Annotated in this window: 14 protein-coding genes; 3 read left to right on the top strand and 11 right to left on the bottom strand. The window is 71.3% G+C overall.

Translation table 11 applies throughout. The annotated features are described in order from the left end of the window. The first annotated feature begins 145 nt into the window (after positions 1–145). Together RUMESO_RS24950 and RUMESO_RS06290 are read left to right on the top strand one after the other, a co-directional pair. A complete protein-coding gene (locus RUMESO_RS24950; RefSeq protein WP_051521082.1) occupies positions 146–1,195 on the top strand; it encodes a hypothetical protein in 1,050 nt (349 codons plus the stop codon). A gap of 219 nt (positions 1,196–1,414) precedes the next feature. Then, positions 1,415–2,113, top strand: a complete 699-nt coding sequence (locus RUMESO_RS06290) for a DUF1236 domain-containing protein (protein ID WP_037278983.1) — start codon at positions 1,415–1,417, stop codon at positions 2,111–2,113. A 51-nt stretch (positions 2,114–2,164) separates the two neighbouring features. Here the strand turns inward: RUMESO_RS06290 and RUMESO_RS06285 are convergent, their stop codons facing one another. The 9 genes from RUMESO_RS06285 to RUMESO_RS06245 all read right to left on the bottom strand — a co-directional run bounded on the left by RUMESO_RS06285 (position 2,165) and on the right by RUMESO_RS06245 (position 12,994). After that, positions 2,165–3,310: an iron-containing alcohol dehydrogenase gene (locus tag RUMESO_RS06285; protein ID WP_037278982.1), complete on the bottom strand. Its 1,146-nt coding sequence runs from the start codon at positions 3,308–3,310 to the stop codon at positions 2,165–2,167. 26 nt (positions 3,311–3,336) lie between these two features. Then, positions 3,337–4,332: an aldo/keto reductase gene (locus RUMESO_RS06280; protein WP_037278979.1), complete on the bottom strand. Its 996-nt coding sequence runs from the start codon at positions 4,330–4,332 to the stop codon at positions 3,337–3,339. Further along, on the bottom strand, positions 4,329–5,774 hold the full coding sequence (locus RUMESO_RS06275; protein WP_082483391.1) for an aldehyde dehydrogenase family protein: 1,446 nt from the start codon (positions 5,772–5,774) through the stop codon (positions 4,329–4,331). The genes RUMESO_RS06280 and RUMESO_RS06275 overlap by 4 nt, the downstream gene beginning before the upstream one ends. A gap of 10 nt (positions 5,775–5,784) precedes the next feature. Then, entirely contained in the window at positions 5,785–7,146 is a 1,362-nt protein-coding gene (locus RUMESO_RS06270; protein WP_037278977.1) for a glutamine synthetase family protein, read from the bottom strand. Between the two features lie 100 nt (positions 7,147–7,246). Continuing rightward, positions 7,247–8,683, bottom strand: a complete 1,437-nt coding sequence (locus tag RUMESO_RS06265; RefSeq protein WP_037278975.1) for a gamma-aminobutyraldehyde dehydrogenase — start codon at positions 8,681–8,683, stop codon at positions 7,247–7,249. A 14-nt stretch (positions 8,684–8,697) separates the two neighbouring features. Next, a complete protein-coding gene (locus RUMESO_RS06260) occupies positions 8,698–9,504 on the bottom strand; it encodes an ABC transporter permease (RefSeq protein ID WP_037278974.1) in 807 nt (268 codons plus the stop codon). 173 nt (positions 9,505–9,677) lie between these two features. Continuing rightward, positions 9,678–10,628: an ABC transporter permease gene (locus RUMESO_RS06255; protein ID WP_037278971.1), complete on the bottom strand. Its 951-nt coding sequence runs from the start codon at positions 10,626–10,628 to the stop codon at positions 9,678–9,680. A gap of 52 nt (positions 10,629–10,680) precedes the next feature. Next, the gene (locus RUMESO_RS06250; protein WP_037278969.1) at positions 10,681–11,694 is read right to left on the bottom strand and encodes an ABC transporter ATP-binding protein; all 1,014 of its coding nucleotides are present in this window, start codon (positions 11,692–11,694) and stop codon (positions 10,681–10,683) included. Between the two features lie 139 nt (positions 11,695–11,833). Beyond that, a complete protein-coding gene (locus tag RUMESO_RS06245) occupies positions 11,834–12,994 on the bottom strand; it encodes an ABC transporter substrate-binding protein (protein WP_037278967.1) in 1,161 nt (386 codons plus the stop codon). 265 nt (positions 12,995–13,259) lie between these two features. Between RUMESO_RS06245 and RUMESO_RS06240 the strand changes: the two genes are divergently transcribed. Then, positions 13,260–13,874: a hypothetical protein gene (locus RUMESO_RS06240; RefSeq protein ID WP_037278966.1), complete on the top strand. Its 615-nt coding sequence runs from the start codon at positions 13,260–13,262 to the stop codon at positions 13,872–13,874. Between the two features lie 172 nt (positions 13,875–14,046). Here RUMESO_RS06240 and RUMESO_RS06235 read toward each other — a convergent pair whose 3' ends face one another. Continuing rightward, complete coding sequence (locus RUMESO_RS06235) at positions 14,047–14,616, bottom strand: Uma2 family endonuclease (protein WP_037278964.1); 570 nt, start codon at positions 14,614–14,616, stop codon at positions 14,047–14,049. A gap of 44 nt (positions 14,617–14,660) precedes the next feature. After that, a partial coding sequence (locus tag RUMESO_RS06230) for a LysR family transcriptional regulator (protein ID WP_342670730.1) occupies positions 14,661–15,597 on the bottom strand: 937 nt, incomplete at its 5' end.

Here is a 15,597-nt window from a genome sequence, read left to right as displayed (position 1 = left end):
AGGCAATTCGACCGCAGTTTCACCAGACCGCCGTCGCACGCCAAGCACAGTTCGGACAGCCTTCCTTCCTACCCGGTCAGCAGGGCCGCGTCCGGCCGCCCGCTCTCCGTCCCGAGGGACCCTGACCAGAAAGGGAAGCATTCACATGAAGCGCATTATCCTAGCCACGGCGGCTTGGACCGGCCTCTCGGCCGGGGCCGCCCTGGCCGACCTGAGGACCCCTGCCGAGGCGGAGCCTCTGCCGGCCCTGGCGGGCTGCCCGACGGCTCAGGTGGGGGTCCAGCAGCTCCAGACGCAGGGCTACAGGGACATCTTCGTCCGGCTTTCGCCGAGCCGCGCCCGCGTCCAGGGGACCCTGGACGGCGAGCTGAACCAGTTCACCTACCGCTGCGACGGCCCGGACGGCGAGGAGCAGGTCGCGCAGTTCCATGGGGGCGGCGACGACGGCCAGGAGGTGACCGACCACGTGGGCAACGGCGACGACACCCCGGGCAAGGGTCGCCATCCCCACCGCCGCCACCGGCACCGCGACCATGGCCACGGCGACGACGACTTCGAGGGCGACGACGGCACCGACGGCGGAGCCACCGTCCCGGACCCCGGCGAGGACGACGCCGGCGATGATCAGCCCTCGACCGACGAGGGCGGCGGCAAGGACGAAGGCCCCTCCGGCGGTGACGGCAACGGCGGTGGCGATGGGGCCGTCGACGACGGCGCCTCCGATGGCGGGGCGCCCGACGACGATGACGACGTCGACGAGGGGGCCGGCGGCGACGACGCCAGCGGCGACGATGGCTCCACGGGCGACGACGACGGCGCCTCCGATGATGGCGGGAACGACGAGGATGCAGGCGACGAGGACACGTCCGGCAACCAGGGCGGCGGCTGCGACACCTCCGGGCAGGGCAGCCGCGGCAACTGCGGCGGCGAGGAGCCCGGCAAGGACGATAACGGGAACGGCACCGGCGGCAACGGAAACGGCAACAACGGGAACGGCGGCGGGAATGGGACCGGAAACGAAGGTAGCGGTGACGGAAACGGCAATGGCGGTGGGAACGGGACCGGAAACGAAGGCAACGGTGGCGGCAACGGCAACGGCACCGGCGGCAACGGGAACGGCAACAACGGGAACGGCGCTGGCAATGGCGGCGGCAACGGTACCGGAAACGAAGGCAACGGCGGCAAGAAGGGCTGACGCCTGACGGTGTGGGCCCCTCCCGCATCGTCCGGCTCTCAGGGGTCGCCCGCTCGTCGGGCGGCCCTTTTTCCATCCCGTGGCGGGCATCCGTCCCCGGGTTTCCTCCCCCCGGACCTTGGTCCGATCCCCACGTCAGGCCGAACCGAACCGCGCCGGCAGGCGTTTGGACCGGGCAAGGCGGGCAGAGCAGGCCCGCCGACTCCAACGGAGAACCCGATGACCAAGCGATCCCTTCTCGCCCTGACGACGGCTGGCCTCATGACCGCCCTGCCCGCGATGGCCCAGGTGGCCGCGACCACCGCGACCGACCTCAACCTCCGGTCCGGCCCCGGCGGCGACCAGCAGATCGTCGGCGTGATCCCCTCGGGGGGCGAGGTGACGGTCGACGGCTGCCTCGACGCGGCCAACTGGTGCCAGGTCACCTATGACGGCACCCAGGGCTGGGCCTATGGCGACTACCTGACCGCCGCCCCCGCCGACGCGACCCAGGCCCCGGCCGAGCCGGTGGTGATCTACGCCAATCGCCAGCAGCTCCAGGTCCCGGTCGTCACCGTGGACAACGTCGAGACGACCTCGGCCGAGACCGCCGACGCGGGCGCGGGCGCCGGCGCGGTGGCGGGCGCCGTCGCGGCGGCGACGCTGGTCGGCGGCCCGGCGGCCCTGATCGCCGGCGCGGCGCTGGGCGCGGTGGCGGGCGACGCGCTCACCCCCGAAAGTCCCGAGGTGACCTATGTCGTCGCCAACCCCGCCCCGGCGATGACCATGGGCGGCGAGGTGATCGTCGGCGCCGGCATCCCCGAAGGGGTGGAGCTGCGCCCGATCCCCGACAGCGACCGCTACGCCTATCTCAACGTGAACGGCCAGCCGGTGATCGTGGACAGCTCGAACCGCCAGATCGTCTACATCGTCCGCTGAGCGGTCGATCCTTCTGCACGAACGGCGAAGGGGGCCTCGCGGCCCCCTTTCTCACATCGCGTCCTCGTAGAGCCGCTCCGTGTTCTCCTGCGTGAGAGCCACCGGGTTCCCCCCCGTGGAGGGGTCCACCAGCGCCATCGCCGCCATCTCCGGGATGCGCCCCCGCTCCACGCCCATCGCCGAGAGGCCCTGCGGGATCGCGAACATCCGGTTCAGCTCCACGACCCGCGCGTAGAACCCGTCGAAGCCGCCCTCGATCCCCAGATAGGCCGCCGCCCGCGCCAGCCTCTCCTCGACCGCTGGCCGATTGAAGCGCAGCACCGCCGGCATCACCACCGCGTTCGTCGTCCCGTGATGCGTCCCGTAGATCGCCCCCACCGGATGCGAGAGCGAATGCACCGCCCCTAGCCCCTTCTGGAACGCCACCGCCCCCATCGAGGCCGCCGCCATCATGTTCGCCCGCGCCTCGATGTCCGTCCCGTCGCGGTAGGCGCGCGGCAGGTAGTCGTTCACCAGCCGCATCCCCTCCAGCGCGATCCCCTGGCTCATGGGATGGAAGAACGGCGAGCAATAGGCCTCCAGGCAATGCGCGAGGGCGTCCATCCCCGTCCCGGCGGTGATGTGGGGCGGCAGGCCGACCGTCAGCTCCGGGTCCTCGATCACCACGCGCGGCAGCACCTTCGGGTGGAAGATGATCTTCTTCACATGGGTCTCGGAGTTGGTGATGACGCTCGCGCGCCCGACCTCGGACCCCGTCCCCGCCGTCGTCGGCACCGCGACGATGGGCGCGATGCCGTCGCTGTTGGCCCGCGTCCACCAGTCCCCGATGTCCTCGAAGTCCCACACGGGCCGCGTCTGCGCGCTCATGAAGGCGACCATCTTCCCGAGGTCCAGCCCCGAGCCCCGCCGAAGGCCACCGACCCCGTCGCTGCCCCCCTCGCGGAAGGCCGCTACGCCTGCCTCCATGTTCCGGTCGGTCGGGTTCGGGTCCACGTCCGCGAAGACCGCCCGCCCGAGCCCCGCCTCCTCCAGCAGGTCCAACGCCGCCTTCGTGATCCCCATGTCCCGCAGGCCCCGGTCGGTCACGAGGAGAGGCCGCGCGATCCCGGCCTCCGCGCAGGCCGCCGCCAACTCCTTGATGCGCCCCGGCCCGAAGAGGACGCGCGTCGGATAGGACCAGTTCGCCGTGATGTTCATTCCGTGTTCCTTGCCTCGCCGGGCCCTCAGAGCCCGCTCATCCGTTCCAGCGCCTCGGTGTAGCGCTCGCCCTCGACCGGGATCGCCTCCGCCGCCGCCCGGATCTCCCCCAGGTCCTCGGGCGTCAGCTCCAACTCCGCCGCCCCCAGGTTCTCCTCCAGGCGGCTCAGCTTCGTGGTCCCCGGGATCGGCACGATCCAAGGCCTCTGCGCCAGCAGCCAGGCCAGCGCCACCTGCGCCGGCGTCGTCCCGTGCCGCGCCCCCACCCGCGCCAGCAGGTCCACCAGCGCCCGGTTCGCCGCCCGCGCCCCGGGCGCGAAGCGGGGAAGCTGCGCCCGGAAATCGCCCTTCGCGATCTCGGTCGTCTCGTCGATGGCCCCGGTCAGGAACCCGCGCCCGAGCGGGCTGTAGGGCACGAAGCCGATCCCCAGCTCCTCGACGGTCGGAAGCACCTCCGCCTCCACCCCGCGCGTCCAGATCGAATACTCGCTCTGCAGCGCCGTGACGGGCAGCACCGCATGGGCCCGCCGGATCGTCGCCACCCCCGCCTCGGACATCCCCCAGCGCGCGACCTTCCCCTCGGCCATCAGGTCCGAGACGGTCCCCGCGACCTCCTCGATGGGCACGGCGGGGTCCACCCGGTGCTGGTAAAGGAGGTCGATCCGCCCGACCCGCAGCCGCCGCAGCGACCCCTCGACCGCCCGCCGGATGCGCTCGGGCCGGCTGTCCACGCCGCCGAGGTCCTTCCCCGTGTCGGGATCGAGGTTGAACCCGAACTTGGTGGCGACCGTCACCTGCCCCATGAAGGGCGCCAAGGCCTCACCGATCAGCTCCTCGTTCGTGAAGGGCCCATAGACCTCCGCCGTGTCGAAGAAGCTCACGCCCCGCTCGACCGCGCCGCGCAGGAAGGCGATGGCGTCCTCCCGCGCGGGTTTCACGCCGTAGGCATGGCTCAGCCCCATGGCCCCGAGCCCCAGCGCCGAGACCTCGGGCCCCTCCCGCCCCAACCGCCGCGTCCTCATCGCACCCTCCCTCGGCCCGCGCCCCCAAAAATTTGCGTCCGCAAATTTTTCGGCCTCACCCCCTTCGCCTTGCGGAAGTGGTAGCTGCGCGGCCGCGTCACGCTCTGATACCCCAGCGCCGACAGCGCCGCCCCGCGCCCGGTGTCCTTGGTCCCCGTCCAGGTCAGCGCCGGGTCGAGGTAGTCGGCCCGGTTCATGAACACCGTCCCGGTCTCCACCAGCCGCCCGAGCCGCGCCGCCCTCTCCGCGTCCTGCGTCCAGAGCGAGGCCGTCAGCCCATAGGGCGAGTCGTTCATCAGCCTCAGCGCCTCCTCGTCCCCGCTGACGGGCATGATCCCCACCACCGGCCCAAAGCTCTCCTCGCGCATCACCCGCATGGAGTGATCGACATTGACCAGAATCTGCGGCGCCAGATACGTCCCGCCGTCGTCCTCCGGGAACACCTCCCGGCCGATCAGCGGCGAGGCCCCGGCCGTGATCGCCTCCGCCGTCTGCGCCCGCACCGTGTCCGCGAAGCGCCGGTTCGCCATCGGCCCGATGGAGGTGGACAGGTCCAGCGGATTCCCGAGCCTCAACTGCTTCGTCCAGGCCACCGCCCGGTCCACGAACCCGTCATAGAGCGAATCATGGACATAGATCCGCTCGATCCCGCAGCAGCACTGCCCCGCGTTGAACATCGCCCCATCCATGAGCACGTCCACCGCCCAGTCGAGGTCCGCGTCCTCCATCACGTAGCCCGGGTCCTTCCCCCCAAGCTCCAGCCCGAGCGGCGTGAAGGTCCCCGCCGCCGCCCGCTCGATGGCCTGCCCGCCCGACACGCTCCCCGTGAAGTTCACGAACCCGAAGCTCCGCTCGCGGATCAGCCGCTCCGTCCCCTCGTGGTCCAGCACGACGTTCTGGAACACGCCCTCGGGCAGCAGCCCGTCGAAGGCGTCCTGCCACCGCTCCCCCACCAGCAGCGTCTGGGACGCCGACTTATGCATCACGGCGTTCCCCGCGATCAGCGCCGGGATGATCGTGTTGCAGCTTGTCAGGAACGGATAGTTCCACGGCGCGATCACGAAGACCACGCCCACCGGCGCCCGCTCGATCCGCCGCTCGAACCGAGGCGAATCCTCCGCCACCATCGGCGCCAGCGCGCCCTCGGCGATGCTCCCCATGTAGCCCGCGCGCTCGTTCACCCCCCCGAACTCGCCGCCGTAGCGCACCGGGCGGCCCATCTGCCAGGCCAGCTCCTCGACGATGCGGTCCTTGTCCCCGTTGAGCCGCCGCACCCCCTCCTGCACCAGCCGGATGCGCTCCTCCAGCGGCACGGCGGCCCAGCCCGGCTGCGCCGCCCTCGCGCGCGCCACCGCCGCCCGGGCCTCGTCCGGCGACAACGCGGGCCGCTCGGCCCAGAGCTCGCCGTTCACCGGCGAGACGCAACGGATGGTGCTGGTCATGTCGATCCCCTCAGAACCGCTCGAAGCCGCGCTGGAGATCCCAGTCGGTCACCACGCGGTCGCTCTCCGATATCTCCCAGGTCGCGGCGCGATGGTAGTGGTCCACCACGTCGTCGCCCATCGCCTCGCGCAGCATCGCCGATCCGGTCAGCGCCTCGGCCGCCTCGCGCAGGTTCGTCGGGATGCTCCGCGCCCCCTCGGCGTGGTACATGTCCCCCGCCATCTCGGGCTCCAGCTCCAGCCCCTGCTCGATCCCCTTGAGCCCCGCCGCGAGCTGCGCCGCGAGCGCCAGATACGGGTTCAGGTCCGCGCCCCCCACCCGGCACTCGACCCGCACGCCCTTGGTCCCCTCGCCGCAGACGCGATACCCGGCGGTGCGGTTGTCCATCGACCAGACCGCCTTGGTCGGCGCGAACATCCCCACCGTGAAGCGCTTGTAGCTGTTCACATACGGCGCGAGGAAATACGTGACCTCCCCCGCATGGGCGAGGAGCCCCGCGAGGTAGCTCCGCATCGTCGCGCTCATCCCATGCTCGCCGTTCTCGTCGCGGAACGCATTCGTCCCGCCCTTCCACAGCGACTGGTGGATATGCGACGACGACCCCGCCCGGTTGGTGTCGTACTTCGCCATGAAGGTCACGCTGCGCCCCGCACCTTGGGCGATCTCCTTGGTCGCCTGCTTGACGATGGAATGCATGTCGGCGGTGTCGAGCGCGTCCGAATACCGGATGTTGATCTCCTCCTGCCCCGCCTCCGCCTCGCCCTTGGTGTTCTCGACCGGGATGCCCGCGCCAAAGAGCCCGTTCCGCAGCGGCCGCATCACCGCCTCCTCCTTGGTCGACCCAAAGAGCCCATAGTCGTTGTTGTAGCGCACGACCGGCGTGGGCTTGGTCCACCGCCGGTCCCACAGCGTCTCGAACGACTCCTCGAACAGGTAGAACTCCAACTCCGTCGCCATCATCGGCTCGAAGCCCAGCGCCCGCGCCCGATCCACCTGCCGCTTGAGCACGCTTCTCGGCGCGTGCGCCACCGGCTCCCCGTGGTGGTCGAGCACGTCCGCCATGACCATCGCCGTCCCCGGCAGCCAGGGCACCCGCCGCAGCGTGGAGAGGTCCGGCTTGTGGACGAAGTCCCCATACCCCTTCTCCCACGACGCCGACTTGTAGCCCGGCACCGTCGTCATCTCCACGTCGAGCGCGAGGAGGTAGTTGCACCCATGCGTCTCCTCGTGCCCCGAATCGAGGAAGTGCTGCGCGTGGAAGCGCTTGCCCATGAGTCGCCCCTGCATGTCGCAGATGCAGGTGAGCACGGTGTCGATCTCCCCCTCCGCCACGAGGTCGCGGAGGGAGTCGAGGGTCAGGTTGGCGGGCATGGGTCCGGGCTTCGATGGGGGCGGCCCGGCAACCCCCGACGGGAATTTTCCGGGCCTGTGGCGTGGGTTACTCTTCACCCGCCGAAGCGAGCCGTCAATCTCAGTGCGCGACCATGACGTGCCGCACCGCCGTGTAGTCCTCCAGCGCGTAGGCGCTCAGGTCCTTGCCGTAGCCCGACTGCTTCAGCCCCCCATGCGGCATCTCGTTCACGAGCATGAAGTGCGTGTTCACCCAGGTGCAGCCGTATTGCAGCCGCGACGAGACCTCCATGGCGCGGCCGACATCCCGCGTCCACACGGATGAGGCCAGCCCATAGACCGTGTCGTTGGCCCAGCTCACCGCCTGGTCCGCCTCGTCGAACCGCGTGACCGAAACCACCGGCCCGAACACCTCCCGCTGGACGATCTCGTCCTCCTGCCTCGCGCCCGCGATCACCGTGGGCTTGTAGTAGAACCCCGGCCCCTCCGGCATCTCGCCGCCCGTCACCACCTCGATATGCTTCTGCTCCGCCGCGCGGGAGACGAAGCTCGCCACCCGGTCCCGCTGCCGCAAGGAGATCAGCGGCGGCATCTCGTTCACGGAATCGTCCTGATCCGCGAAGGTGATCGACGACGCCGCCGAGGACAGCTCCGCCACGAGCCGGTCATGGATGCCCGCCTGCGCGTAGACCCGGCAGGCCGCCGTGCAGTCCTGCCCCGCGTTGTAGAAGGAGAACGCCCGGAGGCCCGAGACCACCCGCTCCAGGTCCGCGTCGTCGAACACAACGACCGGCGCCTTGCCCCCCGAGCTCCAGATGCGTCGTTTCACCGTCTTCGACGCCGCCTGAAGCACCTTCTTCCCGGTCGCCACGTCCCCGGTGATGCTGACCATGTCCACGCCCGGATGGTTGATGAGCGCGTTCCCCACGCTCCCTCCCTGCCCCACGACGATGTTCACGACCCCCTCGGGCAGCACCTCCGCGAGGATGCGCGCCATCTTCAGCGCCGTCAGCGGCGTCTGCTCCGAGGGCTTCATCACCACGCAGTTCCCCCCGGCCAGCGCGGGCGCGAGCTTCCAGGCCATCACCATCAGCGGATAGTTCCAGGGCGCGATGGAGGCCACGACCCCGATCGGATCGCGCCGGATCATGCTCGTGTGCCCCGCGAGGTATTCCCCCGCCACCGCCCCATGCATGTTCCGCGCCGCCCCCGCGAAGAAGCGGTAGCAGTCCACGATGGCCGGGATCTCGTCGTTCAGCATCGAGTTGATGGGCTTGCCGGTGTTCAGCGCCTCGATCCGCGCGAACTCCTCCCCCTCCGCCTCGATCCTGTCGGCGATCTTCAGCAGCAGGTTCGACCGCTGCCCCGGCGTGGTCCGGCTCCACGACTCGAAGGCCTTCCTCGCCGCCGCCACGGCCCGGTCGATCTGCGGAGGCGAGGCCTCGGGCAGCTTCAGGATCGTCTCGCCGGTGCGGGGGTTGAGGATGTTCTCCTCGCCCTCCGTCCCCGCCTCGAAGGCGCTGCCGATCAGCATCCGGGTATCGAACTGCACGGTCATCTGGGGAACCTCCCTTATTTCCCGCTGCCCGCGACCGTCTCGGTCCCGCGGGTCAGGTAATAGGCGCCGAGGATCGGCAGCAGCGTCACGAGGACCACGACCATCGCGACCACGTTGGTCACCGGCCTCTCGCGCGGCCGCACGAGCTCCTCCAGCATCCAGATCGGCAGGGTCGCCTGCTGCCCCGCCGTGAAGGTGGTCACGATCACCTCGTCGAAGGACAGCGCGAAGGCCAGCATCCCGCCCGCCAGCAGCGCCGTCGCGATGTTCGGCAGGATGACGTGCCGCAGCGTCTGGCCGTAGGTGGCGCCCAGGTCCATCGAGGCCTCGATCAGGTTGCCCGAGACCCGCCGGAACCGCGCCACCGCGTTGTTGTAGACGACCACGATGCAGAAGGTCGCGTGCCCCAGCACGATGGTCCAGAAGCTGAACGGGATGTCCGCGAGGCTGAATGCGCTCCTGAGCGAGATGCCCGTGATGATCCCCGGCAGCGCGATGGGCAGCACGACGAGCAGCGACACCGCCTCCCGCCCGAAGAACCGCGTCCGTGCCACGGCGGCGGCGCAGAGCGTCCCCAGCACCAGCGCCACCAGCGTCGCGATCAGCGCCACCCGCAGGGACAGCGACAGCGCCTCCCAGATGTCCGGCCTCGCCCAGGCCCGCCCGAACCACTGGAGCGTGAACCCCGGCGGCGGCCAGACGAAGGTCTTGGCCTCGGAGCTGAACGCATAGACGAAGATCAGCAGGATCGGCAGGTGCAGGAAAAGCAGCCCCCCGCCCGCCATCGCCTTGAGCCACCACGGGGCGCGGTCAGGGCGCATGACGGGCCTCCCTTGCCGTGGTGCCCGTAGGGTGGGGCTCACCCCGCCATTCTCCGCCGGACACGACTCCGCCGGTCGCCGTGGTCGAGTGGCGGGCTGAACCCCGCCCTACGGCCGACCCGCTCCGTCCACCCCCCCGCAGGGTGGGGTTCCACCCCACCGCGCCGCCCGCCTCACAGCGCATCGAACGCCCCCAGCCGCTTGGCCACCGCCAGGTACGACCCCATGATGACGATGGGCACCACCGCGAAGGCCGCCGCCAGCGGCACGTTCCCCGCCGTCCCCTGGTATTGATACACCGCGAGCCCGATGAACCGCGCCGAGGTCCCGATGATCTGCGGGATGATGTAGTCGCCCAGCGTCAGCGAGAACGTGAAGATCGACCCCGCCACGACCCCCGGCAGCGCCAGCGGCCAGATGACGTGCCGGAACGTCTGCCCCGGCGTCGCGCCGAGGTCCCCCGAGGCCTCGACCAGCGAGTCCGGCACCCGCTCCAGCGCCGCCTGGATCGGCAGGATCATGAAGGGCAGCCAGACGTAGACGAAGACGATGAACGTCCCGGTGGGCGAGACCGACAGCGAGTTCCCCCCGATCCCCGGCACCGCCAGGAACGCCTCCAGCACCCGCCCGAGGCCCAGCGAGTCGAACCCCCATCCCACGATCCCCTCCTTGGCGAGGATCAGCTTCCAGGCATAGACCTTGACGAGGTAGCTCGACCACAGCGGCAGCATGACGCCCAGGTAGAACAGCGCCTTCCACCGCCCCCGCGCGTGCCGCGCCGCGTAATAGGCGATGGGAAAGGCCACGGCGACCGAGGCCACCGTCACCGCCGCCGCCATCAGCACCGTCCGCCAGATGATGTCGAGGTTCGCGGGCCTCAGGAGCTCCCCATAGGTCTTGAGCGTCGGCGTCCGGTCGATCACCCCCGAGAACTCGTCGATGGAGAAGAACGACTGCAGCAGCAGCGCGAAGAGCGACCCCAGGTAGACGACCCCGAGCCACAGGAGCGGCGGCACCAGCAGCAGCGCCAGCAGCACCCCCGGCCTGCGCCACAGGAGGTCCGAGAGCCGCCCTCCGACCCCCTCCCGCGCCGGGCGCGGGCCGCTGTCCGCCAGGACGCTCATGCGCCCCTCCGTGGGGACGGGATCGGGCCGCCCCCCTGCGCATCCGCCGGTGTCATTCCGTCGCCATCGGATGCAGGGCCTCCGCATCCCAGGCCAACCCGACCCGAGTCCCCGGCGCCGGCACCGGATGCCCGCCGGGCACCAGCACGGCGACGTCGCTCCGCCCGTCCGGCGGGGCCCCGGCCCCCAGGTCCACGACAAGCCGCGTCGCCGCGCCCAGGTAGCGCGCCGCCGTCACCACCCCGGTGATCCGCGCGCCCTCCGGCGGCCCGAGCCGCAGCGCCTCGGGCCTCAGCGAGGCCCAGGCCGGCCGGCCCCCGAACAGCGCCGCCACCCCCGGGTGCAGCACGTTCGACCCGCCCACGAAGTCCGCGACGAAGCGCGTCCGGGGCCGGGCATAGACCTCCTCCGGCGAGCCGACCTGCTGGATGCGCCCCTCGTTGAACACGGCCACGCGGTCGGCCATGCTCAGCGCCTCCCCCTGGTCGTGCGTGACGAAGACGAAGGTGATCCCGACCTTCCGTTGCAGGGTCTTCAGCTCGTCCTGCATCTGCTCCCGCAGCTTGAGGTCCAGCGCCCCCAGCGGCTCGTCCAGCAGCAGGACCCGGGGCCGGTTCACCAGCGCCCGCGCCAGCGCCACCCGCTGCCGCTGCCCACCCGACAGCTCCGAGGGCTTGCGCCCCCCATATCCCGGCAGCGCCATCATCGACAGCGCCTCCTCGGCCCGCCGCCGCCGCTCGGCCTTCGGGACCCCCGCGATCATCAGCCCATAGGCCACGTTGTCGAGCACGTTCAGGTGCGGGAACAGCGCGTAGTCCTGGAACACCGTGTTCACCGCCCGCCGGTAGGGCGGCCGCCCCGACACGTCCTCCCCGAAGAGCTCGATCCGGCCCGCCGTCGGCGTCTCGAACCCCGCGATCAGCCGCAGGCAGGTCGTCTTGCCGGACCCCGAGGGGCCCAGCATGGCGAAGAACTCCCCCTCCGCGATGTCGAGGTCCACCCCGTCCACCGCCTTCACGGTGCCGAAATGGCGCGACACGCCCCTGAAGCTGACCGCAGCCGTCATCCGATCCCCTCGGCGCGGGCCCCGCGGCCCGTCCTCACCTGTTCCCCGGCGTGTCATCCCGGCGTCACATGGACCCGCTAGACGGCCCGCGTCGGGTTGAGCGGTTCCGGGAGCCCGCGAGGGCTCCCGACGTTTCCCCCTACCTCCCGCCGATCACCCCGATGTAATCCGACACCCACCGGTAATACGGCACGCAAGCGCCCTCGCCCTGCGAGCAGTCCGCCGTCGGCGTCGTCCAGAACCGGATGCGGTCGAAGTCCTGGAACCCGTTCGCGTCGCAGCCCTCCTGCGTCTGCTGCCCCGACCCGTCCGAGCACGCCGCCGGCACCGCCGGCACCGAGCCGAACCAGACCGACAGGTCGCTCTGCAGGTTGGAGCTCAGCGAATGCTCCATGAACCTGTAGGCGCAGTTCGGATGCTCCGCGTCCGCCGCCATCATCAGCGTGTCGGCCCAGCCCGTCGCCCCCTCCTCGGGGATCGTGCTCGCCACCGGCGCCCCGTCCGCCTTGAGCAGGTTCACCTGGAACGGCCACGACGACGACGCCACCACGCCCTCGTTCTGCACGTCGTCCACCTGGATCATCGCGTCGTGCCAGTAGCGGCCCACCAGCTCCCGCTGCGCGCGCAGCAGGTCCAGCGCCGCCTTGTACTGGTCCTCGTTCAGCTCGTACGGAGAGGTGATCCCCAGCTCCGGCTTGTGCGCCATCAGGTACTGCGCCGCGTCCGCGATGTAGATCGGCCCGTCATAGGCCTGGACGCGGCCCTTGTTCGACTGCCCGTCGGACAGCGTCTGCTCCTCGAAGACCACGTTCCACGAGGTCGGCGCCTCCGGGAACACGTCCGTCCGGTACATCAGCACGTTCGGCCCCCACTGGTAGGGCACCCCGTAGTGCACCCCGTCCACCGTGTGCCAGGGCGCGTCCTTCAGCCGGTCGTCCACCTTGGACCAGGACGGGATCAGGTCGGTGTCGATCGCCTGCACCCGCTGCCCCGCCACCAGCCGCAAGCTCGCGTCCCCCGAGGCCGTCACGAGGTCGAAGCCCCCCTCGTTCATCAGCGCCACCATCTCGTCCGAGGTGTTGGCCGTCTTGACGTCGACCATGCAGCCGGTCGCCTGCTCGAACCCCGTCACCCAGTCGTAGGCCGGATCGGTCTCGCCGCGCTCGATGTAGCCGGGCCAGGCGACGATCGAGACGGCGCCCTCCCCGTCGCCCACCTCGGTCATCTGCGCCTGGGCCGCCGTGGCCCCCAGCATCGCCAGAAGGGCGAGGGCCGAGGCCCCCCGCGCGAGAATCGTCATGGCCGTCTCCCTGCAAAGCGCCGCGCGGTTCCCCCGCGTGGCCGGTTGCCCGACAGACTGCGCCTCGCTTCGACGTTTCGCAATTTCAATCGCAAGAAAGGAGCTATCGGTTTTGCCGATACCTCCGGCCCTCCCGTCGCCACCCCTCGTCCTCCGCCGCGCCCCGCGCCATGGCCTCCGTGCCACGTCCCCGGACTTCGGATCGCGCGGACTTGCGCGGGGCCGGGACCTGCCCTCCACTCCCCGTGGCAGGGAGCGAGGCGCCATGTTCGACCGACCCCACCGACTGGTCTCCGTGGCCGACCTGCGCGCCCTCGCGCAGGCCCGGTGGCAGGACCGCGCCCAGCTCGACGCCATCGCGCGCGAGCTCTCGACCCGCCCCGGCACCGCCGCCTCCCTCCTCCTCGGCTCCGTCCAGGCCCGCCTGCGCGAGATGCCCGCCGACGGCCCGACCGAGCGCCTGGCCCGCGAGCTGGAGGAGAGCCGCGCCCGCGCCCGCCGCGCCGAATCCGACGCCGCGCGCCTGCGCCAGGACCTCGCCGCCGCCCGCGCCGGGCGGACCTCCGAGGACGAGGTCGCGCGCCTCTCCCGCCAGCTCGACGACGAGCGCTGGCGCCGCCTCCAGGCCGTCGAGGAGGCCGCCCGCCTGCGCCAGCAGGTCGAGGCCCTCGCCCCCGGCGCCTCCCAGACCGTCGCCGCCTACGCCGAGCTGCACCTCCTCCCCGACATCCCCGACGACCTCCTCGACGCGCTCCAGAACGCCTACCGCAAGCACCTCCACCCCGACCGGGTCCCCGCCCGCGACCGCGACGCCGCCACGCGACGCTTCCAGAGCGCCGAGCGCGCCTTCGCGGCGATCAGGGAGGCAAGGGGGCTGTAGGGCGGCTGCCTTCGGCACGCCTGCGATCCCGTTGCTCCCCGGTGGCATCTCGTGGGGCTGGCTTCAGCCCGCCAGGTTCAGACCGGCGTGCCCGCAACCTGCGCCGGAATCGGTGGCGGGCCGAAGCCTGCCCTAGCCCCGATCCCGCCTCATCGAAGGATGGCCTCCACCCTCAATCCGGCCAGAGCGCCCCGAGCGGGAACTCGACCGCCTCGAAGGGCGGCAGCCGCACGGGATCGTCGTCCCTCAACGCCCCGAGCAGGCTCCAGCTCCCGTCCCGGAGCGCAAAGGCCTCCAGCGTCCGCGCCAGCGGATCGACGAACCACAGATGCCTCACCTCCTCGCGCGAATAGACCTCGCGCTTGTCCGTCAGGTCGATCTTCCGGGTCGAAGGGCTCAGCACCTCGCTCACCCAGTCGGGCGCGAGGTCGAACCAAGGCGCGTCGGGATACTCCGGCATGCGCTCGCGCCGCCAGCCGGCGAGGTCGGGGACGAGGACGTCCCCGCCGAGATGGAGTTCGGGCTCGAGGATGATCCACCACCCCCCGGGCCCGCCCCGGCCCCGATGGAACGGCGCCCCGATCTCCACGCCCAAGCCGCTGGCCGCGAGCGCATGGCGCGAGGCCGGCCGGGGATGCAGGTGCAGCGCGCCATGGACGATCTCCGCCACCATGTTCGGAGGCGCGTCGAGCACGTCCCGATAGGTGGCGGGCCGGGTCGGAGCCGGACGGGGTGCGTTCATCGGGGTCCTCCTGTCCCCAGAGATAGCGCCGGCCCGCCCCCGCGTCACCGCCCCCTCTGCGCCTGGCTCAGCGCGATGAACTCCCGCGCCGCCGCGCTCAGCGGCGCGCCGCGCCGCCAGACGATCCCCACCTGCACCACCGGCAGCGCGCCCGAGACGTCCCGGCTCTCGATCCGGTCGCCTTCCAGCGACCAGGGCCGATAGATGAGGTCCGGCAGCAGCGCCACGCCCGCGCCCGTGGCGACGAGGCTCCGCACCGCCTCCACGCTGCGCGTCCGAAAGGCCACCCGGGGCCGGGGCGACAGCGCCGACAGCAGGTTCCCCGTCTCCTCCTCCATCTCGTCCACCATCAGCATGATGAGAGGCTCGCTCGCCAGGTCCCCCAGCGCGATGGCGTCCTGGCCCGCGAGCCGGTGCCCGCTCGGCAGCCAGAGCCGGAAGGGCGAGACCTCGATGATCTCCACCATCAGCGCCGCGCGGTTCTTGAGCGTCCCCGTCACCATCACGGCGGCGTCGAGCTCGCCCCCGATCAGCAGGTGCTCCAGGTAGTCCCCCGAATCCTCGATGGCCGAGACCGCCACCTCCGGGTTCGCCCGCCGGAACCGCGCGAGGAGGTCGCTCATCACGTAGCCCGCCATCAGCGACGTGACGCCGAGCTGCAGCGTCCCCGTCAGCGCCTCCCGCTCCTCCCCCGCGATCACCCGCCGCGAGGCCTGCACCTGCGCCAGGATCTCCCGCGCGTGGCGCAGGAACTGGTGCCCCCGCTGCGTCACCGACAGCCCCCGCGCGTGCCGGTCGAAGAGCCGCACCCCCAGGTCGGCCTCCAGGTCGCGGACCGCCTCGGACACCGCCGACTGCGAGATCGACAGCGCCTGGGCGGCGTGGCTGACGGATCCGGCTTCGGCGGTGGCGACGAAGGTTCGGAGCTGGCGGAGGGTGAAGGGCATGGGGGGAGGGAAGCGCGGCGGGGCGGGGGGGGGG

The organism is Rubellimicrobium mesophilum DSM 19309 (assembly GCF_000600335.2).
GTDB classification, from domain to species: domain Bacteria; phylum Pseudomonadota; class Alphaproteobacteria; order Rhodobacterales; family Rhodobacteraceae; genus Rubellimicrobium; species Rubellimicrobium mesophilum.
This window is presented reverse-complemented; position numbering and strand designations above follow the sequence as displayed.